17 protein-coding genes are annotated in these 22,071 nt (G+C 58.6%); 8 read left to right on the forward strand and 9 right to left on the reverse strand.

The window, feature by feature from the left end:
• Nucleotides 1–34 precede the first annotated feature (34 nt).
• On the reverse strand, nt 35–2,365 hold the full coding sequence (gene clpA / locus ACP15P_RS19665) for an ATP-dependent Clp protease ATP-binding subunit ClpA (protein WP_424930183.1): 2,331 nt from the start codon (nt 2,363–2,365) through the stop codon (nt 35–37).
• Nucleotides 2,366–2,843: 478 nt separating this feature from the next.
• Between clpA and ACP15P_RS19670 the strand changes: the two genes are divergently transcribed.
• From ACP15P_RS19670 to ACP15P_RS19695, 6 genes are all read left to right on the forward strand, one after another.
• Complete coding sequence (locus ACP15P_RS19670; RefSeq protein ID WP_424930184.1) at nt 2,844–3,635, forward strand: class I SAM-dependent methyltransferase; 792 nt, start codon at nt 2,844–2,846, stop codon at nt 3,633–3,635.
• Between the two features lie 172 nt (nt 3,636–3,807).
• Nucleotides 3,808–4,368, forward strand: coding sequence for a F0F1 ATP synthase subunit delta (locus ACP15P_RS19675; RefSeq protein ID WP_424930185.1), 561 nt, complete (start codon nt 3,808–3,810; stop codon nt 4,366–4,368).
• The gene (atpA, locus tag ACP15P_RS19680; RefSeq protein ID WP_424930186.1) at nt 4,368–5,906 is read left to right on the forward strand and encodes a F0F1 ATP synthase subunit alpha; all 1,539 of its coding nucleotides are present in this window, start codon (nt 4,368–4,370) and stop codon (nt 5,904–5,906) included. Before ACP15P_RS19675 ends, atpA begins: the two co-directional genes overlap by 1 nt.
• Nucleotides 5,907–5,934: 28 nt before the next feature.
• Entirely contained in the window at nt 5,935–6,807 is an 873-nt protein-coding gene (locus ACP15P_RS19685) for a F0F1 ATP synthase subunit gamma (protein WP_424930187.1), read from the forward strand.
• Nucleotides 6,808–6,827: 20 nt separating this feature from the next.
• Nucleotides 6,828–8,258 carry a F0F1 ATP synthase subunit beta gene (gene atpD, locus ACP15P_RS19690; protein ID WP_424930188.1) on the forward strand — a complete coding sequence of 477 codons (1,431 nt, stop codon included), beginning with the start codon at nt 6,828–6,830 and terminating at the stop codon, nt 8,256–8,258.
• Between the two features lie 11 nt (nt 8,259–8,269).
• Nucleotides 8,270–8,668 (forward strand): F0F1 ATP synthase subunit epsilon, encoded by a 399-nt coding sequence (locus tag ACP15P_RS19695; RefSeq protein ID WP_424930189.1) that lies wholly within the window; start codon nt 8,270–8,272, stop codon nt 8,666–8,668.
• Nucleotides 8,669–8,737: 69 nt separating this feature from the next.
• On the opposite strand, the gene ACP15P_RS19700 is transcribed toward ACP15P_RS19695, so the two are convergent.
• Together ACP15P_RS19700 and ACP15P_RS19705 are read right to left on the reverse strand one after the other, a co-directional pair.
• Nucleotides 8,738–9,184 carry a hypothetical protein gene (locus ACP15P_RS19700; RefSeq protein ID WP_424930190.1) on the reverse strand — a complete coding sequence of 149 codons (447 nt, stop codon included), beginning with the start codon at nt 9,182–9,184 and terminating at the stop codon, nt 8,738–8,740.
• 570 nt (nt 9,185–9,754) lie between these two features.
• Complete coding sequence (locus tag ACP15P_RS19705) at nt 9,755–9,994, reverse strand: DUF4170 domain-containing protein (protein ID WP_424930191.1); 240 nt, start codon at nt 9,992–9,994, stop codon at nt 9,755–9,757.
• A 269-nt stretch (nt 9,995–10,263) separates the two neighbouring features.
• Here ACP15P_RS19705 and ACP15P_RS19710 point away from each other — a divergent pair, with 269 nt between their 5' ends.
• Complete coding sequence (locus ACP15P_RS19710) at nt 10,264–10,728, forward strand: rhodanese-like domain-containing protein (RefSeq protein WP_424930192.1); 465 nt, start codon at nt 10,264–10,266, stop codon at nt 10,726–10,728.
• A 97-nt stretch (nt 10,729–10,825) separates the two neighbouring features.
• Here the strand turns inward: ACP15P_RS19710 and mdoH are convergent, their stop codons facing one another.
• From mdoH to ACP15P_RS19740, 6 genes are all read right to left on the reverse strand, one after another.
• A complete protein-coding gene (gene mdoH, locus ACP15P_RS19715; RefSeq protein WP_424930193.1) occupies nt 10,826–12,766 on the reverse strand; it encodes a glucans biosynthesis glucosyltransferase MdoH in 1,941 nt (646 codons plus the stop codon).
• Nucleotides 12,763–14,319, reverse strand: a complete 1,557-nt coding sequence (locus tag ACP15P_RS19720; RefSeq protein ID WP_424930194.1) for an OpgD/OpgG family glucan biosynthesis protein — start codon at nt 14,317–14,319, stop codon at nt 12,763–12,765. Before ACP15P_RS19720 ends, mdoH begins: the two co-directional genes overlap by 4 nt.
• A complete protein-coding gene (locus ACP15P_RS19725; protein WP_424930195.1) occupies nt 14,319–15,404 on the reverse strand; it encodes an OpgC family protein in 1,086 nt (361 codons plus the stop codon). Before ACP15P_RS19725 ends, ACP15P_RS19720 begins: the two co-directional genes overlap by 1 nt.
• A 159-nt stretch (nt 15,405–15,563) precedes the next feature.
• The gene (locus ACP15P_RS19730) at nt 15,564–16,946 is read right to left on the reverse strand and encodes a tetratricopeptide repeat protein (protein WP_424930196.1); all 1,383 of its coding nucleotides are present in this window, start codon (nt 16,944–16,946) and stop codon (nt 15,564–15,566) included.
• A 222-nt stretch (nt 16,947–17,168) separates the two neighbouring features.
• Nucleotides 17,169–18,356, reverse strand: coding sequence for a CaiB/BaiF CoA transferase family protein (locus ACP15P_RS19735; RefSeq protein WP_424930197.1), 1,188 nt, complete (start codon nt 18,354–18,356; stop codon nt 17,169–17,171).
• 9 nt (nt 18,357–18,365) lie between these two features.
• Nucleotides 18,366–19,988, reverse strand: a complete 1,623-nt coding sequence (locus ACP15P_RS19740; RefSeq protein ID WP_424930198.1) for a thiamine pyrophosphate-binding protein — start codon at nt 19,986–19,988, stop codon at nt 18,366–18,368.
• 242 nt (nt 19,989–20,230) lie between these two features.
• Between ACP15P_RS19740 and acs the strand changes: the two genes are divergently transcribed.
• On the forward strand, nt 20,231–22,071 hold a 1,841-nt coding region (acs, locus tag ACP15P_RS19745), incomplete at its 3' end, for an acetate--CoA ligase (protein WP_424930199.1).

The following is a 22,071-nucleotide window of genomic DNA, read 5'->3' on the forward strand; positions in this document are numbered from 1 at the left end:
AAGGCCCGGGCAGTTTCCTGCGCGGGCCTGATTTTTACTTCGCCGTAAGCAGTGGCGTTTTCTTCGATGACAGCTGCGGCGGGCCAGCCGGTTCGATTTTCAGAACCAGTTTGTCCTTGGACACCATCACCCGAACGAGGCCACCTTTGGTGAGCTTGCCGAACAGAAGTTCCTCGGCCAGCGGCTTCTTGATGTTCTCCTGGATCACGCGACCCAGTGGGCGCGCACCCATATGCGTGTCGTAGCCCTGTTCGCCCAGCCATTCGGCCGCTTTTGGCGTAAGCTCGATATGCACGTTGCGGTCCAGAAGCTGTGCCTCAAGCTGCAGAACGAATTTCTCGACAACCTGCAGGATGACCGACTTCGGCAGCGGCGAGAAGCCGATGACCGCGTCGAGACGGTTGCGGAACTCCGGCGAGAACGTGCGCTCAACGGCGGCCGTATCCTCACCTTCCCGACGTTCCCGACCAAATCCAAGCGCGGTTTTGGCCTGCTCGGCGGCACCCGCGTTGGAGGTCATGATCAGAACAACGTTGCGGAAATCCACCGTCCGGCCGTTATGGTCGGTCAGCTTGCCGTTATCCATCACCTGCAACAGGATATTGTAGACGTCCGGATGTGCCTTCTCCATCTCGTCGAGCAGAAGAACACAGTGTGGATGCTGATCCACACCATCGGTGAGCAGTCCGCCCTGGTCAAAGCCGACATAGCCCGGAGGCGCACCGATCAGACGGCTGACCGTATGTTTCTCCATGTATTCCGACATGTCGAAGCGCAGCAGTTCAACGCCCAGCGTATCGGCGAGCTGTTTGGCCACCTCGGTTTTACCCACACCGGTCGGACCGGTGAACAGGTAGTTGCCGATGGGCTTTTCAGGCTCACGCAAACCGGCGCGGGCCAGTTTGATGGCGGACGACAGCGACTCGATGGCTTTATCCTGACCGAACACAACGCGCTTGAGGGATTTTTCCAGGTCCTTGAGAACCTCGGCATCATCCTTGGACACGTTTTTCGGCGGGATGCGGGCAATCTTGGCGACCACGGCCTCGATTTCACGCGTACCGATGGTCTTGCGCCGCTTGGTTTCCGGTAGCAGATGCTGCGCGGCTCCAGCCTCGTCAATCACGTCAATCGCCTTATCCGGCAGTTTGCGGTCATGCATGTAGCGGGCCGACAGTTCGACAGCCGTTTTGATCGCATCGACCGTATAACGGATCGAGTGATGCTCCTCGAAATAGGGCTTGAGGCCTTTGAGGATTTTGAAGGCGTCCTCAACACTCGGCTCGTTCACGTCGATTTTCTGGAACCGGCGGGACAGGGCACGGTCCTTTTCGAAGTGCTGACGGAACTCCTTGTAGGTCGTGGAGCCCATGCAGCGCAGGGAACCCGACTGCAGGGCCGGTTTCAGCAGGTTCGAGGCATCCATCGCACCACCGCTGGTGGCACCTGCGCCAATGACCGTGTGAATCTCGTCAATGAACAGAACCGCGTCCGGATGGGATTCCAGCTCCTTCATCACCGATTTCAGGCGCTCTTCAAAATCACCGCGGTAGCGTGTACCGGCGAGCAGGGCGCCCATGTCGAGCGAGAACAGCGTGGTGCCGGAGAGAACTTCCGGCGTCTCACCGTCAATGATCTTTCGGGCCAGACCTTCCGCAATGGCGGTTTTGCCCACACCGGGATCGCCCACGAGAAGCGGGTTGTTTTTGCGGCGCCGGCAGAGGATTTGAATGCAGCGGTCAACCTCATGGGCGCGGCCGATCAGCGGATCGACGTCACCGGTCTCGGCTTTTTCGTTCAGGTTGACGCAGTATTTCTGAAGAGCGGTCTCCTCAGCTTCCTTGCCGGAACCCGACGGCTGGGCCTTCGCCTCTTCAGCCGGTTCTTCCGTACCGTGAATCGGACGGGTGCTGCCATAGGCCGGGTCCTTGGCAACGCCATGGCTGATATAGTTGACCGCGTCGTAACGCGTCATGTCCTGTTCCTGCAGGAAATATGCCGCATGGCTTTCGCGTTCGGCGAAGATCGCGACAAGAACATTGGCGCCGGTGACTTCCGAGCGGCCCGAGCTCTGGACGTGAATCGCGGCGCGCTGGATCACGCGCTGAAATCCTGTTGTCGGTGCGGCTTCGGATCCCTCGATATCGGAAACAAGAGCATCCAGCTCGTCGTCGAGAAACGCCACAATTGTTTTGCGCAGGGCTTCCACCTCAACGCCACAGGCTTTCATGACCTGAGAGGCGTCAGGTTCATCCAACAACGCCAAAAGCAGGTGCTCCAGTGTCGCAAGTTCATGTTTGCGCTGATTGGCATGACCAAGTGCGTTGTGAATTGCGGCTTCGAGGGTGCTCGAAAATGAGGGCATCTCCGCGTCCTTCCGGTATGAACCCGCCGGTTTTGGGGAAACCGGCCTGGGGCAAGTCAGGGTAGTGTTACCCCGTACATGTTAAACATCGGTTTTATTCTGACCGCTTCAAGTGCATTTTTGCCAGACAGATCAGGTCTTCTTCAAAATTTTTAGTGATATCCCGACATCTGACCGGATTTTGGGCAGGGCCAAAACAGATTTGGTTGATTGAGGGAAGCTTATCACAGGAGCCATCGGCGGCGTGTGACACACCATATTGACATTCGATCCGAAATTTAAAGACCTGAAAGCCTCCCGCTACAAAATAAAGTTACCCGCTCGAATCCGTTCCCAACGCCAGCGAAGCGCCGTTCAGTTTCCATCGCATAAAAATTACTCTTGTCTTCCTGCTGCAGTAACGGGAAACTTTCCGCCGCCTTAACGAAGGTGCCGGCATGTCCTCCGGCCCCGGGGCGTGCAAAAGTGGAATGCGGGAATGCACCAGGACGTAATAGACCTCCGGAGCTTTTACTACCGCACCAAACTGGGTCGTTCCGCCCAGGTTGCACTGCAGGATGCGCTCCGGACCCTGTGGCCCAATACTAAAGGTATGGTGGTGGTCGGCTTTGGGTTCGCCGTCCCGGTGCTGCGACCTTTTCTAAGGGACTCGCAGCGGGTCCTCGCCTTCATGCCGGACCAGCAGGGTGTGATGCCCTGGCCGCCGGCAATGGATAATGTCACGACTCTTGTACATGAAACCCGCTGGCCCGTTCCGGCGGGTAGTGTTGACCGGCTCGTGGTCGCCCATGGCCTGGAGACATGTGAAAGTCCCCAGGACCTCCTGACGGAAATCTGGCGAGTGCTGTCGCCTGGTGGGCATGTCGTATTCGTCGTGCCCAACCGCTCCGGACTTTGGGCGAGAACCGATGCAACGCCCTTTGGAAACGGCCGTCCCTACAGTTTTGGCCAGTTGGAATCGCTTCTGCGCAAATGCCGGTTTTCCCCGGAACACCACGAGGCGGCACTATACTTTCCACCGTCGCATGGGCGTTTCTGGCAGAAAACCGCCAAGCTGTGGGAGAAAATGGGACGGCGCTACAATCCGCAGATGGTCGCGGGCGCGCTTTTGGTCGAGGCGGCCAAGAACGTTCACCCCGGATCGGCCGAAAACCCGTCCAGGCTTACGGTTCCGGGGCCCCTGGAGGTTTTGGAGGGATTGGCCGGATCCAAGCCGAAACCCCTCCCCGGCAACTCTTTTGCGGTCCATAGGGACGGCTTTGAACGATGATATCGGCCAAGTTGGGCCTCCATGTCCAAACTCGGTCACAGGCGTATTGCCTTGCACCATACCCTCTGCTATCACCGCGCGGAATTTTGGCGATGCCGGGGGTTGGCGTCGTTTTTCCTGTAGGGCCCTCCGCACGTCGATGGGGTGGTCGAAACAAGAATGAGGGGTGTTCGTGTCGAGCTCAGCATCGTTGACTACGGGAGTGGCTGGTCGATATGCCACTGCCCTGTTTGAAATAGCCCGCGAAAACCGGTCTCTCCCCAAACTTGAAGCTGATCTGCAGTCCCTGCAGTCCGTAGTCGCGGAAAGCCCGGAGCTCCGCGAAATGATTTCCTCCCCGATCCTGTCGCGCGCTGAGCAGTCCAGCGCGATTACCGCGATTGCAGGTAAGATGGATCTTGGTCCCGAAATTACAAAGGGCCTGGGCCTGATGGCGGAAAACCGCCGTCTGTTTGTTCTGCCTGGCCTTATCGAGCAGTTGCTCAACCTTATCGCAGATGACCGCGGCGAAGTGACGGCTGAGGTATCCTCCGCAACTCCGCTGACAGACTCGCAGGTGGCCGCGCTGGCCTCGGCCCTCAAGTCGAGCGTTGGCAGCGACATCAAACTTAACGTAAACGTAGACGAGAGCCTGATTGGTGGCCTTGTGGTCAAGGTTGGGTCGAGAATGGTTGACACCTCGATCCGCTCCAAGCTCGCCAATCTCCAGAATTCCATGAAAGAGGTCGGATAATGACGATCCAAGCCGCTGAAATCTCTGCCATCCTGAAGGAGCAGATTAAAAACTTCGGACAGGAAGCAGAGGTCGCTGAAGTCGGCCGCGTGCTGTCGGTTGGTGACGGTATCGCCCGTGTGCACGGGCTCGACAACGTTCAGGCCGGCGAGATGGTCGAATTCCCCGGCGGCATCCGTGGCATGACGCTGAACCTCGAGATCGACAACGTGGGTGTCGTTGTTCTGGGTTCCGACCGCGACATTAAGGAAGGCGACATCGTCAAGCGGACCAGGTCCATCGTGGACGTTCCGGTTGGCCGTGGTCTTCTCGGCCGTGTTGTTGACGCTCTCGGCAACCCTATCGACGGTAAGGGTCCGATCGAAACCGACCAGCGCGCCATCGCAGACAGCAAGGCTCCGGGCATCATCCCCCGTAAGTCCGTGCATGAGCCGATGGCGACCGGCATCAAGGCTATCGACGCCCTGATCCCGATCGGACGTGGCCAGCGCGAGCTGATCATTGGGGACCGCCAGACCGGTAAGACCGCCGTTGCTCTCGACACCATCCTGAACCAGAAGGCTTATAACGAAGCCGCTGGCGATGACGAATCCAAGAAGCTCTACTGCGTTTACGTTGCTGTGGGCCAGAAGCGCTCCACCGTTGCGCAGCTCGTGCGCCGTCTCGAGGAATCCGGTGCGATCGACTATTCCATCGTCGTTGCATCCACCGCATCCGAGCCCGCTCCGATGCAGTACCTCGCACCGTACTCCGCCTGTGCGATGGCTGAATACTTCCGTGACAACGGCATGCACTCGCTGATCATCTATGACGACCTCTCCAAGCAGGCCGTGTCCTACCGTCAGATGTCTTTGCTTCTGCGCCGTCCGCCCGGACGTGAGGCATATCCCGGTGACGTTTTCTACCTCCACTCCCGTCTTCTTGAGCGTTCAGCAAAGATGAACGACGAGCATGGCGCCGGTTCGCTGACGGCTCTGCCGATCATTGAAACCCAGGCCGGAGACGTGTCCGCCTACATTCCGACCAACGTGATTTCGATCACCGACGGTCAGATCTTCCTCGAGAGCGAACTGTTCTACCAGGGTATCCGCCCGGCCGTGAACGTTGGTCTGTCGGTGAGCCGTGTGGGCTCCTCCGCCCAGACCAAGGCCATGAAATCCGTGGCTGGTTCGATTAAGCTGGAACTGGCGCAGTATCGTGAGATGGCGGCCTTCGCCCAGTTTGGTTCCGACCTTGATGCCTCCACCCAGAAACTTCTGAACCGTGGTGCGCGACTTGTCGAACTTCTGAAACAGCCGCAATACGCACCGCTCACCAACGCGGAGCAGGTCATCGTGATATACGCTGGCACCCACGGCTATCTCGACAAACTCGCGGTATCCGACGTGGGCCGGTTCGAGCAGGGTCTGCTCAACCATATCCGCAATAACAACGGCGATCTGTTGACGTCCCTGCGGGACAACGACCAGAAAATTGCCGGCGATATCGAAAAGGAAATCGTCGACGCAATCGACGGATTCGCCAAAACCTTCGCCTGAACTCGATCCGAAATAGGGAGCGCGGCCGATGCCGAGCCTTAAAGACCTAAAAAACCGGATCGAGAGCGTAAAATCGACGCGGAAGATCACCAAGGCCATGCAGATGGTGGCCGCGGCGAAACTGCGTCGAGCCCAGGAATCGGCCGAAAACGCCCGTCCCTATGCGGAACGCATGGAAGCCGTTCTTGGTAATCTCGCATCCGGTGTTGCAAACAGTCCGTCCGCGCCGCGCCTTCTGGCCGGCAACGGCAATTCGCAAACTCATCTTCTCGTTGTTGCCACGTCTGAGCGCGGTCTCTGCGGCGGATTTAACTCATCCATTGTGAAACTGGCCAAAATAAAGGTCGACTCGCTTTTGGCTGAGGGCAAGACCGTCAAAATTCTGACCATTGGTAAAAAGGGCCGGGAACAACTCAAAAGAACGCTTGGAGACAACCTGATCGGCCACGTCGATCTTTCGGACGTCAAACGCGTGGGCTACGGCGACGCAGCTGCAATCGCTCACGACATCATCAACCGCTTCAATGCGGATGAGTTTGATGTCTGTTCGATCTTCTACAGCCGCTTTCAGAACGTGATCACTCAGGTTCCGACCGAACGCCAACTCATTCCAGCCGTCTTTGACAGCGAGGAAAGCGAAGGCGGAAGTCAGTACGAGTATGAGCCTGAAGAGGGCGCAATCCTTGCGGATCTGCTTCCGCGTGGACTTGCAACCCATGTTTTCACGGCATTGCTTGAAAATGGCGCCTCCGAGCAGGGCGCACGGATGAGTGCCATGGACAACGCCACCCGGAACGCGGGTGAGATGATTGACAAGCTGACCATCCAGTACAACCGGTCGCGTCAGGCTGCGATCACGACTGAACTAATTGAGATTATTGCTGGCGCCGAGGCGCTGTAGGAAATACGGAGACCATTGCAATGGCTGACAATGCTGTCGGAACGATCACCCAGGTCATCGGGGCTGTGGTCGACGTTCAGTTCACGGGCGGGGAACTGCCGCAGATTCTGAACGCCCTCGAAACGGACAATAACGGCAAACGCCTGGTTCTTGAGGTTGCCCAGCACCTCGGTGAATCCACGGTGCGTGCAATCGCCATGGACGGAACCGACGGTCTCGTTCGCGGTGGCAGCGTAACCGACACCGGTGGTCCCATCACCGTTCCGGTTGGCGACGCCACGCTCGGCCGCATCCTCAACGTGGTTGGCGACGCTGTTGACGAAAAGCCGGAAGTTGACTCCGAAAGCCGTCGTCCGATCCACGCGGAAGCGCCGGACTTTGACGCGCAGTCGACCGAAACCGAGATCCTTGTGACTGGTATTAAGGTTGTGGACCTGCTGGCCCCCTACTCCAAGGGTGGTAAAATTGGCCTCTTCGGCGGTGCCGGTGTGGGCAAGACGGTTCTCATTCAGGAGCTGATCAACAACATCGCCAAGGTGCACTCCGGTTATTCGGTTTTCGCCGGTGTTGGTGAGCGGACCCGTGAAGGGAACGACCTCTATCACGAATTCATCGAATCCGGCGTTATCGACGCGGACGATCTGACGAAGTCCAAAGTGGCCCTCGTCTACGGTCAGATGAACGAGCCTCCGGGAGCCCGTATGCGCGTGGCTCTTACCGGTCTGACCCTGGCTGAACAGTTCCGAGACCAGTCCGGTACCGACGTTCTGTTCTTCGTGGACAACATCTTCCGCTTTACGCAGGCTGGTTCCGAGGTATCCGCGCTTCTCGGCCGTATCCCGTCCGCTGTGGGCTACCAGCCGACGCTGGCAACCGACATGGGTGCTCTTCAGGAGCGTATTACCTCGACGCGGAACGGTTCGATTACCTCCGTGCAGGCCATTTACGTACCTGCGGACGACCTTACCGACCCCGCGCCAGCGACCTCGTTTGCTCACCTTGATGCGACGACCGTGCTGTCCCGCGCAATCTCCGAGCTTGGTATCTACCCGGCCGTTGATCCGCTGGACTCCACCTCGCGTATCCTCGACCCGCAGGTCGTTGGCGAGGAGCACTATCAGGTTGCCCGTGACGTTCAGGGAATGCTGCAGCGCTACAAGTCGCTTCAGGACATCATCGCCATTCTCGGAATGGACGAACTGTCGGAAGACGACAAACTGGTTGTTGCCCGTGCTCGTAAGATCCAGCGCTTCCTGTCCCAGCCGTTCGACGTTGCTGAGGTGTTCACCGGATCGCCCGGTGTTCAGGTGCCGCTCGAAGTCACGATCGACAGCTTCAAGCGCGTTGTTGCCGGTGAGTTCGACCACCTTCCCGAAGCCGCCTTCTACATGGTCGGTGGCATCGACGAGGTGATTGCAAAAGCTGAGAAAATGGCTGCGGAAGCAGCCTGAGTGGGGCGATAATGGCTGACACAATGCAATTCGATCTGGTGAGCCCGGAGCGCAAGCTTGCGTCGGTCGCGGCATCCCAGGTTCAGATCCCAGGCATGGGCGGTGATCTCACCGCCATGCCAAACCATGCGCCTTTCCTGACAACGCTTCGGCCCGGCATTCTCCGCGTGGTATCCGGCTCGGAGACCTCAGAGTTCGTGGTAACCGGTGGCTTTGCTGAGGTGTCTCCGACCGCAGCGTCGATCCTTGCTGAACAGGCTGTTCCTCGTTCGGAAGTGTCCGCGGAGATGGTCGGCGATCTGTTGTCCAGAGCGGAATCAGAACTGGCGGAAGCAACAGACGAAACCAAAATGGCCGCCGGCCAGAAGGTTCGTGATGTTCTTGCCCTCAAAGGACAGCTGTCGCTCTAATTTCAGCGAACAGACTCAAATAAAAAAATGCCGCCTCAAATGGGCGGCATTTTTTTTGTTTACGGCGCTCTATTCCTTGATCCAAAGATCGATCCGGCCTTCGGGCGCGTTGGGCACCAAGTTTTCATAATTGCGAACCGGAACTGGACCAGTAGGCGCGTCCAAAAACACGCTGATTTTGTCCGCAAGCTCGGTTGCCGTATCCAAATCACCCTCGTGGTAGTAACCCACCCGCGACACGGCGATTGGGAACGAGATATTCTCGACCCGAATATCCTGCATCCCTCCATCCTCAAGGATCTTTACAATTTCCGCCCGTCTCTCTCCACTCAGGTTTGGTCCGACCCTGAGGTGAACCTCGGCCGCATCGGTGGCTACCGTTTGGTTGATGCCGTCCGTTTCGTCGGCGTCCCGCGTCAGTTCCGCAGCGTAGTCCGGTCCTGTCGCACCGGCAATATCGCCGGGACTTGCGGTCTGAACAGGGTCAATAGTGGTTCGTTCAGTTGGATCCGCCAACCTGCTTTGTAGATAAAAAGCACCCGCCACAATTGCAGTCGCAACGACCACGCCACCGAAGACCGCAGTTGTCAGGGACGCACCCTTTGATTGTGTAACGGGTCTTTTGTGAATACCCGGCGGAGCTTTCGGGAGTTCTGCGGGTTTCACCGGAGTTACCCTTTTGGGTTCCTCTGGGAACATGGCATCCGATGGTTCCGGAGCCTCCCTGTAAGCTTCCGTCTCACGGACATCTCCAGCCGATCGCGAGGGTATCTTCACCACCGCGGGTTCATCGGTTTTTGCCGGTTCCTCGTCACGCGACGTGCTGCGCCACGGTCCGGACACCGAACCGGCGCGGATGTTGTCCCGACGACTCCAGTTTTGCGCTTTCCTGTCAGTCACCGGTCACAGGACCTTCGATACGCGTTACCACAATTTCACCATTTAAATCGACTGTTTGCATACTCGCTGAGGTGGCAGACTACCGCAGCGCTTCCTGAATCAGGAAGGACTAATTGCAAATATCGTTAAATTGCCCGTTTTCCAACGGGCGAGGGTGCTGTGTCAGGGTAAGGCGTCCCGCAGGGTTTAGATCGGTGCGGCGTCCTCATTCTCCTCTTCCTCGTCAATCAAACGGTGAAGATGGGAGATAAAGTAACGTGTGTGCGCATTATCCACGGTGCTTTGAGCCGCGGATTTCCAGGCATCATACGCGGTTTTGTAGTTGGGAAAGATGCCTACGATGTCGATTTCGTTTACATCCTTGAACTCGGTTTTGGATGGATCCTTGAGTTCGCCGCCGAAAACGAGGTGAAGGAGATCTGCCATATCGGAACTTCCTGTATCTGCATCATTCCAGGGTTGCACCTGTGGTCCGGATATGGACCAACAGGATACTCCGGAATTAACCGGGAGGGATGTCTGTTTGCAACCGCGTTTCAAACCCATAGCCGTTACCGTAGGGTAAATCCCTCCATTTTTTCGCTGAATTTTCCCTGATGTTAAGTTTTAGGCAAAATCTGTTCACCCACGCGTGACACACAGGTGACGGGAACTCGACTACTGTATTTTCTCGATTGGGAAGGCCAAAGGAAACGATGAACGGTAGCGACACTGCAGGGAAATACACCAACGGTCGCAAGGTGCTTCTGCTCATTGGTGCCGCTGGCCTTGGCGTCGGTATTTGGACCACGACGCTCAGGCGCGACCCATTTGAGGGAGCCCAACTCGATGCGCCGGAAGCCTTGCGCCAGGCGGCGGCTGGAGAAATCACTCTGGTAGACATTCGGACACCAAAAGAGTGGGAGGGCACCGGCATCGGCGTCGGTGCCATTCCATTGGACATGCGCCGCAATGACTTCACGGATCAACTTCTCCGGTTACTGGAGGGAGATCCTGGTCGTCCTGTCGCCCTGATCTGTGCGCGTGGCGTTCGATCGGCTCGCCTGGCTGGTCAACTGACCGACGCAGGCTTTTCGAACATTATCGACGTCCCTGAGGGCATGCTTGGGTCATCCGCCGGACCCGGCTGGATCAGACGCGGACTGGAGGTCGTACGATAACTCCCTTTTGTTGGACCGTGTAACTGTTCCACGAAAAAACCCAACCAACTCCGGAGAGCAGGTGGGGCCGATGTTGAATTCGACTTTTGCCGGCGGATCACTCCGCTGCGATTTTGGAGACCGGCGACGGCTCAAGAATTGACCGCAGCCAAAGCCGCTTCATCCGCGCCATCCGCATGACATCGGGCTCATCGTTTTCTTCCGGTGTGCTCATCTGCATACGGCCCCAGACACGATCGCGCAGGTTGACGCCACTCAAGGCCGAGAGCGGAATTGCCATCAGCAGGCTGCCGCCAATCGGGATGAGCCAAAGCGTCACGACACCATATATCATACCCGCCGTCATCAGTAGGCCAAGGCAGGTTTCAAGCCAATGGAACTTAACCAACGTGCCGAGGGTGTAGCGGCCACCCGCTCTCTGTTGTGGCTGCCACGATTCCTGAACACCGAGCAGTGTCCGCACGACCGCAATGGTCTGCTGCACCATCATCACCGGTGCATAGGCAATCGAAAGGCTGACCTCGGTGATGAAAGACAGGATCATCTGGCCCACACCACCCAGTTGCCGCGGGTGAACGCCCGTCAGCCACAACGAACACACGCCGAGAAACTTGGGCGCCAGCAGCATCCCGTACATAAACAGCAGTATCAGGAAGTTGTTCGGCGTATCCATTTCCGGCCAGTTTGGCACGAGCGGATTTTCCGGGTTAAAATACGTGATCACACTGTTTTCCTGCCCGTTACCCAACAGAGCCCAAAACAGCAGAAGAACAAACCATGCCGGTGACAAAAGGTAGGCCATCGCCCCCTGGAACATGTGAAACCGGGAAACGGCATGGAAACCGGATGACGCCAGGATATTCAGGTGCTGCAGGTTGCCCTGACACCAACGGCGGTCCCGGATGACATAGTCGATCAGAGTGGCCGGGGTTTCCTCGTAACTTCCTGAGATGTGCGGCAGAAAGCGAACGGACCACCCGGCACGCCGGATCAGGCCCGCTTCGACGAAATCATGGCTGAGGATCAGTTTGCTTTTGCTTCGGCGGCCCCATCCGGATTCGATCTTCGGCAATCCGGCACAGGAGGCAAAAACCTCCGTGCGAATGATGGCATTATGCCCCCAGTAATTTCCTTCGCGGTCCGACCACTTCGCCAGACCTTCAGCCAGCAGGCTTCCGTAAACAACGCTCGAAAACTGCTGAATGCGACCAAATAGCGAGTGCGCGCCAAAGAGTTTCGGGAACGACTGGATCAGACCCGCGGACGGATCACAGGAAAGCTCGTTCGTAAGCTCCACAATTGCGTCACCGGTCATGAGGCTGTCGGCATCCAGCACGAGCATGGCGTCGTAATCGCCGCCCCAACGTTCCACCCAGTCGGCAAGATTGCCGACCTTGCGGTCGGTGTTCTCCTCCCGCCGACGGTAGTAAATCGTCGTTCCTCCCGGCAGGCCGGAACGGACTTCCGCCAAGGCACGGCGCTCCTGCTCGGCAATTGCCTCGTCCCTGGTGTCACTCAGTATGAAGAGATCGAACTGATGGCTGTGATCCATGCAATGCAGTTCCTCGACCATTGCGGCCGCGTTACCAAAAACGTCCCACGGGACCTCGTTATACGCCGGGACCAGCAGAGCAACCCGTAGCGGATCGCCTTCCGCTATGGTCGTGCGGTCCTGCTGGACGCGGGAAAAGAGCCGCAGGGTAATTCCAGCCACCACCGTGCTGACCGACAGCGCGATCCAGAAGAACGTCAGAGCAATCAGTGAGATGAGGATGACCTCGAGTGCCCTGAGCCCGCCCGATCCGAACCAGTCGGCGAACGTGGCGATCAGCGCGCCCGTCAACACTACCGCCGGTAGGAAAATCGCCAACCGCCACAGGGTGACGCCCAGGCCCTGTTTCATCTCGGGCGCGCGGGAATCACGGTAGGGGCGGTTCAGCTTTTGGATAGGGCGGGGAAGCGGGCGCTCGGGCGGCATGAGCGGCTGCGTTACGCGGCGCACGTTTTCTTTGTTCGGCAGATCGATTAATACATTCATGTTGCGGTCCATCGATAAAGAAACACCTCTGATACGGTTTCACCCTCAAGCAGCAGCTGTGCGCGCAGCTCAACGGTCTCGGCGTCTCCTGGTTGCAGGGTAAACGCCAGTCGGGGCCCTTTGGTTTCAGGGTTGCGCTGAATTATTGCAGACGACAGCTCGCCCCGGTTGGAACTCAGCCGGACATCGAGCGTCGACAGGTCCTCGGGAATGGCCGAATGCTCCGCGAAATCAATGGCGACGAAATAACCGCCCTCACGCCGGGCACCGATGCGCGTGTTCAGAACCCTGGAAACATCGGGCACATCCCGCGCCTCCTTGCCCCAGTACATCCGGTAATTGAACGAGGTTTCGCTGCCGGCCGGGATGGGTTCGCGCGGTTTCCAGAACGCGACCATGTTGTCGTAAATCTCCCGGTCAGCGGGGATCTCGATCAGACGTACGGCGCCTTCGCCCCAGTCCTCATCGGGCTCAATCCACAGAGACGGGCGCGTGTGGTAATTCGACTCCAGGTCGGCAAAATCCGAGAATCTGCGGCTGCGCTGCATCAGGCCGAAGCCGCGGGGATTCCGGTCGAAAAAATCGCTGATCTGGAGTTTCACCGGATTGGACAGGGGCCGCCAGATTAGTTCTCCCGCCCGATTATGCGCCAATAGACCGTCGGAATCGTGGACGGCCGGGCGGTAGTCATCAAAGCGGCTCCGGTTCGTTTCATCGAACAGGAACATGCTGGTCAGCGGTGCGATCCCAACATTGTCAAGATCGACCCGCGGATAGAGCGTTGAGCGCACATCCATAACGGTGGTGTCGCCAGGTTCGATCATGAACCGGTAGACGCCGGTCAGACTCGGACTGTCCATCAGGGCGTGGACCATCATACGCGAGTCGCCGGGATCTGGTTCCTGAACCCAGAACTTTACGAATTCGGGGAATTCCTCGCCCTCCGGATCACCGGTTCGCAGAGCAAGACCACGCGCCGAAATACCGTAGTTCTGGTGCCTCGCAATGGCACGGAAGTAACTCGCGCCCTGGAACACTGCAAATTCACGGAACTCATCGGGCCCGCCAACCGCACCACGGACGCCAAAGCCCGAGAATCCCAGACTGTCATCCATGGGAAGGTTCGGGACATTCTGGCCCATCGTAAAAAGATCGATGTCGAAATTTACTTTGCGGGCCTGTCCGTCCTTTACGATGCGGATGTCCACCGGCCGCGGGAAGTAGAGACCGGGCGGGTAGAAATCGAGCCGTATGGGTTTGTCGCTTTGCTCCCACAAAGCGCTGCGCGGATCGAACCGGATGCCTTCGTGCTGATCGAAGGTCAGTTCGCGCCAGGCCTCCGGCACGGAGGGGCGGGCTTTCCATTCGGCCGCAGCGAGCGCTCTTGCCTCCGCGTGCAGCAGCTCTTCCGAAAACGGAGTGGGTTCTTCCGAGAAATCGGGCTGGATGGGTGTGGTTTCCACACCCTCCGACGTGTCCTGTGCCCAGGCCGGGACCGGGCTCATCAGTCCAGCCAGCATTGTCAGGAACAGACGTCTGTCCGGGTCAATCATTACGCTTTCCGCCAGGGAACCGCCTTGAACCAGGCCACCAGGTAGGCCACCAGGATAAGCGCGGCAAATCCAATCAGGTTTACAATTGTCATGGTCAGGTTATTGCGCCCGACCACGTCGAGCATCATTCCCAGCACCCGCGACGCGGCCATGCTGAAAACAAAAATGGCGAGGGACTGCTGCCCCACCTTAATAATCACGGCAACCAGCCAACCCCAGATCCGCGACAGGAGGCCTGCGCCCGAGGCGATGAGGTTGCGCCCGCCCACGCCGGCCGCGACCCAGCCGAGATATGCGAGCGACAGGAAATGCACGTAGCGCAGGATCCCTTCGTTGGTCTTGGACCGGAACGGCTCAATGGCGCTGTAGAGCTCTTCCAGCCCCGGGAACTCCCGCCGGATACGGTAGTATGCGATCGGCAGTGAGATAAGCACCACCGCGCCGGCCAGTCCGATCAGCCAGCGGTTCACTGGCGGCGCGGGCAGCCACCCGCGCATGAAGGCGAAACCGGTGAAGAACAGAAGCTGCCAGGCCATCGGATTAAAAAACCATACGCGCAGTGACCATGGCTCTGCCGGGAACTGCAGATACCCCTGATTTGCCACCATCCAGATGCTGACCAGAACGACACCGGTCAACGGCAGGCTCACATGGCTCAGGGCCATCACAAGCGGAAGCATTGCCAGAATCACAAGATACATCGGCAGAATATCAAAAAAATTGGGCACGTAGGTGAGTGTGAACAGCCCAACGAGATTTCCGCGCGGATCGGCAAAAAAATGCTTGAGGTTGAGGGAGCCGACATACTCCTTCTCAAACCAGCCCGAGGCATCGAAAGCCGCTACCATCATGGCGATGAAGAAAAACAGGCAGATATGCGCCCAGTACACCTGCCAGCACCGGTAGGCGACCCGCGCCGTCCCAATAAACCAACCCTTGCGGTCAAAGGTCTTTCCGAAAGCAATGGCCGAGGCCATGCCGGAACAGAAAACAAAAATCTCCGCCGCGTCGGAAAACCCGAACCGGGCCGGGATCCACATGATCAGGTAGTTTCCGGGCGTGTGCGAGATTAAGATAATGAACATGGCCAGACCTCTAAAGAAGTCCAGCCTGGGGTCTCGTATCGCCGCCTGTGGTCCGACTTTCAAAGCGGCTGTCCCTGGTTTCTGTTCGACGCCGACAGGAGCGTTCATTATATTCATTTGTTTTTGTTCATCCGTTCAAGCATGACAGAAACAGTGAGTTCATTCCGCGGGAACCTGGGACTGCATACGCTGCGAAGCGGCCCGGCCTTCGTTGATGAGTGACATGCGCACCGCCGCATATCGATCCTCCCGCCCGGCCCTGAGCGACGTCCGTTCATTCAGAATTTCCTCTGTTTCGTCGAGAAAACCACCGCGAATACCCGCGTCTATGGTGATTCTTTCAAATACGTCACGTTGCGCGTGACTTCCGCCCGCCAATTGCATCGACTTGCGTGCATTTGCAAGATTCAAAAATGCGGTCCGGTAATCGCTCTCGCCAAAGGCTTCCAGCCCGGCTGCCGCCGCGAGCCCAGGATTGGCCATCCGCGCGTCCATATCCGACCCACCGCGTTTCGCGTCCCGGTGCATTCGACCCATGATATCCGTGATGGCGTCCTGCCGACTGCCGCCAATCAGGGCGAGAATGTAGTGCAGGTCCGCGAAAATCAGAGAACCATCGTCGGTTCGCGTTTCGGCAAGATCCGCGAGTTCGTCCCAGCGGTTCCCGACATCAATACCCTCCAGTTCAAGCCTCGACAGCAGCGCGGTTGCATTGGAAATATCCCTGAAATCGTCGGTTTTGTCCTTTCTGATTTCCTGGTCGTAAAGGCCGAAAACCTCATCGATCTGGCCCAGATCCAGGTGCATCAAGGCCTTGTGCCACCAAACATGGTAGCGAAAATTGTTGCAATGACTCCAGGCGGCTTCGCGACCGTTGAGCCACTGAACTCCCGCCTCAGAGTTGCCGGTCATGTCATAAACATGAGCAACCGCATGCAGACCCCAGGCGTCATTCTCCGCGTGCTCCAGTCCGCGCCTTCCGGTTTGTTCCGCAAGAGCGTATTCGCCGCATTCCTCAAGGCTGAAGGCATGGCACCCAAGCAGGTAGCCGTAGCCCGCGTGATCCGCATCGTATGCCGGACGGATTGCTTCGATTGATGCGAGCATCCCCTTTGCATCGCCGAGGATAAAGCGGATCGCATGACTGATTTTCATGGCCAGCGCATCCTGCGGATGATCGGCAAGAATCCGCTCCATGCGCTGAATGGTGCCACTCGGCCGCCCGGCAAGCCAGTCGGCCAGCCCATCAATGTAAGCCATTTCCCGATCCGTGACCGGAGTGTGCGAGGCTGAGTCGCGGGCCGCACCGAGCGCCGCCTCCGCAGTTGGTCTCAACTCGCTCCGTCCAAGCATCAGGTAAAAAAGCCCCTTAACGGCATTGCCGAGGGCAAAACCAGGTTCCGCCGAAAAAGTTCCATCAAGAAATTTTGGAGTGTCCGCTCCATGGGCCAGAAATGCCAGTAATGTTGAGTTCCAGTTGTTCATCGCTTCCGAACTGGCAAGAGTTGTGTTCTGCCCAAAAATATCCTGTTGGCATTTCATGTGTCGGACCCCTAAAAAGCACACGTCCCCGGAAGTGGGGATACTTAGGTATTCGCGCGGATCTACTAAACTATTTCAGCGTGTCACGGTTATTTGAGCCATATCAATCCAATGGCCAAGGGATCACCCATTCACGCTTCCGTTTCGGCGGATAATGGTCGGAAATTGGCCGTTTGACCGTTTAATAATCAATCCCTGTGCATTCAAAAATTGCAGTGAGCGTTATTTGATCATCTTATGGTTGAGGCTAGTCAGCACTTCTTCCGTATCCTGCCCGAATCGAGGCGGCGCCCTTCGATAGGTGACGGGCGTTTTCGAAAGTTTGAGGGGATTGCCGATCAAGCGAATATCCCGGCCCGGGAGTTTTTCGTTTTCCATCAATACGGTGATGTCCCTTGCCTCAACCTGGTCGGAGGCAAAAACCCGTGCCAACGTATTCACCGGACCAACTGGAATTCTGAGCGCTTCCAGATCCCTGATAATCATATCGATGGGTTTCGCGGCCAGTAATGGCTCAATAATTCCGATCAGCTCCTGCCTGTATTTTAGGCGTGCCGGGTTGGTTGCATAATGCGGATGATCGCCAAGCCCGGCCATGCCGAGATATTCGGCAAACCTCCGAAACTGGCTGTCGTTTCCAACCGCGATGATGACGTGACCATCGGCTGCGGCGAAGACCTGGTAGGGGACGATATTGGGATGCCCGTTCCCCCGTCGTGCCGGTTCCTCACCGGATGTCAGATAATTCACGCCCTCATTGATCAGCCACGCAATCTGGCTGTCGACCAGCGACAGATCCACATGCTGGCCCTCACCGGTTCTGTCCCGGTGGCGCAGGGCCGCGAGAATACCCACCGTGGCATACATCCCGCACATGACGTCCGCTATGCCAACACCAACCTTCATCGGCTGGCCATCCGGCTCACCCGTCAGGCTCATGATCCCGCCAAACCCCTGAGCCATCAGGTCATAGCCAGGTTTCGAGGCATTCGGTCCGGTTTGTCCAAACCCCGAGATGGAGCAGTAGACCAGCCCCGGGAAACGCCCGCACATGGTTGCATGGTCCAAGCCGTATTTGGCCAGACCGCCGGGCTTGAAATTCTCAATGACCACATCGGCCTTATCTGCCAGCGCCATCACCGCCGCCTGCCCCTCCGGCGAGGCGATATCCACAGCAACCGATCTTTTGTTTCGGTTGGCGCACATGAAATACGCGCTGAGGTCTGTTGGATTGCCGTCAGCATCCGTCACAAATGGCGGGCCCCAGGACCGGGTGTCGTCGCCGCCGGTGACCGGATTTTCGATCTTGATGACATCCGCGCCGAGATCGCCCAGAAGCTGGGTGCAGGTCGGTCCCGCCAAAATCCGCGACAGGTCGAGTACCGTAATCCCCTCAAGCGCACCCATCATACCTGTCCCTCAAATCCGTCCGTCATAACCCTTCCGGTCAACTACCGCTGCAATAACCGAGAACCGGTTGCTTTCCAAGGACTTCGAGAGCGCCCTGCGCAGTTCACCGCGGTCATGCACGGTATAGCCGTCTCCGCCCATCGCCTGTCCCATGGCCGCGAAATTATTTGTGCCGAAATCCACACCCGCATTTGTCAGCTGTCTCTGCCGCTGTTTCAGTTCGATCAGCGCGAGGCTTGCGTCACCAAATACCACAAAGATCACGTTCAGTCCCAGTTCCGCCGCCGTGGTCATTTCGCCGAGCACCATCAGCGTCCCCGCATCGCCGGCGAAACATACGACCGGCTTTTCCGGCTCCGCGATCTTCGCGCCAATCGCGAGCGGCACCGCACATCCCATCGTGCAAAGCCCGCTCGACTGCAGCAGCTGCGCCGGTTCACGGCAGGTCCACATCTGCGAGAGAAGTATCCGGTGCGCCCCGGAATCCACGGTTGCAATTGTCTCGGGCGGCAAAACCGCACGGCACTCCGCAATGACGCCAGCCGGCCCCCAGCTGTCATCCACCGGGAAGGCCTCCGCCAACTGACTTTTAACGGTCGCAATGCGTCCGTCCACCCAGGTCTCCCGCGGCGGTACGTCTTGGCCCAACGCACGCAGCGTCGCGCCCGTGTCCGCCACGAAGCTCACCGTCGCCTGATGCATGTAGTGATCGTTTGCCACCGCCGAGATGTCGATCACGTTGACGGTTTCCGGATCCCAGACCTCCCGCCACCCCGTCCGCATCTCAATCGGGTCATAACCCGCACAGATCACCAGGTCGGCGTCACGCACCAGGGGCAGGATCACACCATCTGCCCGTGGCGAAAGCCCCGCTCCCCCGAGGCACAGCGGATGCGTTTCATCCACGAGACCTTTGGCCTTGTAGGTCGTGACAAACGGGATACCGAAACGTTCCGCAAATTCCCGAATGTCACCGCCCGCGCGGTCCCTGAGCGCATCAAGGCCCACGACCATCACGGGCCGTTCGGCCTCTCCAATCCATGTGCGGGCCTGCTCAAGCACCCCGTCACCAACCGGAACCGTCGGTGCGGCCACGGCTCTCCGCCGTTTTCGATCCATCCGCGATGGCGCATCCGCCACTGAAATGGGCACGTCCACATGCACCGGGCCGGCCCGTCTTTCCTGCGCGACGCTCACCGCGCGATCCGCGATGTTATCCGCTCCATTCGCTGTCAGCCGCCAGGTTTTCTTCACAACCGGCTCGAATACCGCGCGATGGTCGAGGACCTGGTGGGTATAGGTCAGCGCCTCATCCTCATCGACGCATCCGGTCAGAATGATGAGCGGCACGCGATCCTGTTCGGCATTGGCAGCCACATTCACACAGTTCAGCGCCCCCGGACCCACCGTCGCCACCAAAATCCCTGGCGCTCCTGTCCGGTGCCAGACCCCCTCGGCCATGAAGCCCGCGCTGTTTTCGTGCTTCGCGAGAATGAAACGTATTCCGGCTTTTTCGAGAGCATCCACCAGCGTCAAGACCTCGCCACCGGGCATTCCAAAGGCAAACCGGCATCCGGCCTCATAGAGCCTCGCCGCCAGCACATCCGCCGCTCTGGGTGTTCCGTCAGCCATCAGCCATGTTCCCCGATACTCATTCAAACCGCTTTTGATGTGTTCAGTTCACCAAACCTCGCGCAAGCACAAATCAACAGTTTGTATGGAGGCAAGCACAGGGGGCGGGCCTCGCGCTGTATGAACGGTCAGTTCGCGGTCCGGATTTTGTGTTCAGCTTCGCAAAATGCTGGTCTAACATGAGGCCAAACCAATTAATCCGTCTACGGCGGTGTCCGTAGGTGACAGGGAGGGAATTTGAAATGACCAATGGCACAGACACAGTCACCCCCCATATCGACCTTACGCGTTATGAGGAGATGTACGCGGCGTCGGTTTCGGATCCTGAGGGGTTCTGGCGGGAGCACGGGCAGCGGGTTGACTGGATCCGGCCCTATACGAAGGTGAAGAACACCTCGTTTGAGCCCGGCAATGTGAGCATCAAATGGTATGAGGATGGCACGCTGAACGTGGCGGCCAACTGCATCGACCGGCACCTGGCGACGCGGGGCGACCAGACGGCGATCCTGTTTGAGCCGGATGACCCGAAGGACCCGGCGCTGCACATCACCTACCGTCAGCTGCATGACAGCGTCTGCCGCATGGCGAATGTCCTGAAGGACCTCGGTGTGGGCAAGGGCGACCGGGTGGTGCTGTATCTCCCGATGATCCCGGAGGCGGCTTACGCAATGCTCGCCTGTGCGCGGATCGGCGCCATTCACTCGATCGTTTTCGCGGGCTTCTCGCCGGACGCGCTGGCCGCGCGGATCAACGGCTCCGAGGCCAAGGTGGTGATCACGGCGGATCACGCGCCGCGGGGCGGGCGGGTCACCCACCTCAAATCCAATACCGATGAGGCGCTGCTGCACTGCTCCGACAGGGTGAAGTGCCTGGTGGTCAAGCATACCGGCGCCCAGACCACCTGGATCGCCGACCGGGATGTGGACTGCAACGCGCTGATGGCCGAGGCCTCGAACGAATGCGCGCCGGAGGAGATGAATGCGGAGGATCCGCTGTTCATTCTCTACACCTCCGGCTCCACCGGCCAGCCCAAGGGCGTGGTGCACAGCTCCGGCGGCTATCTGGTTTACGCCTCGATGACCCATGAGATCGTGTTCGACTACCACGAGGGCGACGTGTTCTGGTGCACGGCCGATGTGGGCTGGGTCACGGGGCACAGCTACATCGTCTACGGGCCGCTCGCCAACGGCGCCACGACCGTGATGTTCGAGGGCGTGCCGACATTCCCCGACGCCTCGCGCTTCTGGCAGGTCTGCGAGAAGCATGGGGTCAACCAGTTCTACACCGCGCCGACGGCCATTCGCGCTTTGATGGCGCAGGGCACGGAGTTTGTGGAGAAATGTGACCTTTCCGCCCTGCGCACGCTTGGTACGGTGGGCGAGCCGATCAACCCGGAGGCCTGGAACTGGTACAACGACGTGGTGGGCAAGGGGAACTGCCCCATCGTCGACACCTGGTGGCAGACGGAAACCGGCGGGCATCTGCTGACCCCGCTGCCGGGCGCGCACACACCCAAGCCCGGTTCCGCGATGAAGCCGTTTTTCGGGGTGCAGCCGGTGGTGCTGGAGCCCACATCGGGCGAGGAGATCACGGAGGTGCCGTGCGAGGGTGTGCTGTGCCTCAAGGACAGCTGGCCCGCGCAGATGCGCACGGTCTGGGGCGACCACGAGCGGTTCGAGAAGACCTATTTCTCGGACTACAAGGGGTATTACTTCGCCGGGGACGGATGCAAACGGGATGAGGACGGGGATTTCTGGATCACGGGCCGCGTCGACGACGTGATCAACGTCTCCGGTCACCGCATGGGCACGGCCGAGATCGAGAGCGCGCTGGTGGCGCATGTAAAGGTGGCCGAGGCCGCCGTGGTGGGCTACCCGCATGACATCAAGGGGCAGGGCATCTACGCCTATGTCACGCTGATGGATGGCGAGGAATACACCGAGGAACTGCGCAAGGAGTTGCGCCAGTGGGTGCGCACGGAGATCGGGCCGATTGCGAGCCCTGATCTGATCCAGTGGGCACCGGGCCTGCCGAAGACCCGCTCGGGCAAGATCATGCGCCGCATCCTGCGCAAGATCGCCGA

It is taken from the genome of Amaricoccus tamworthensis (genome assembly GCF_049800875.1).
Lineage (GTDB): Bacteria > Pseudomonadota > Alphaproteobacteria > Rhodobacterales > Rhodobacteraceae > Amaricoccus > Amaricoccus tamworthensis.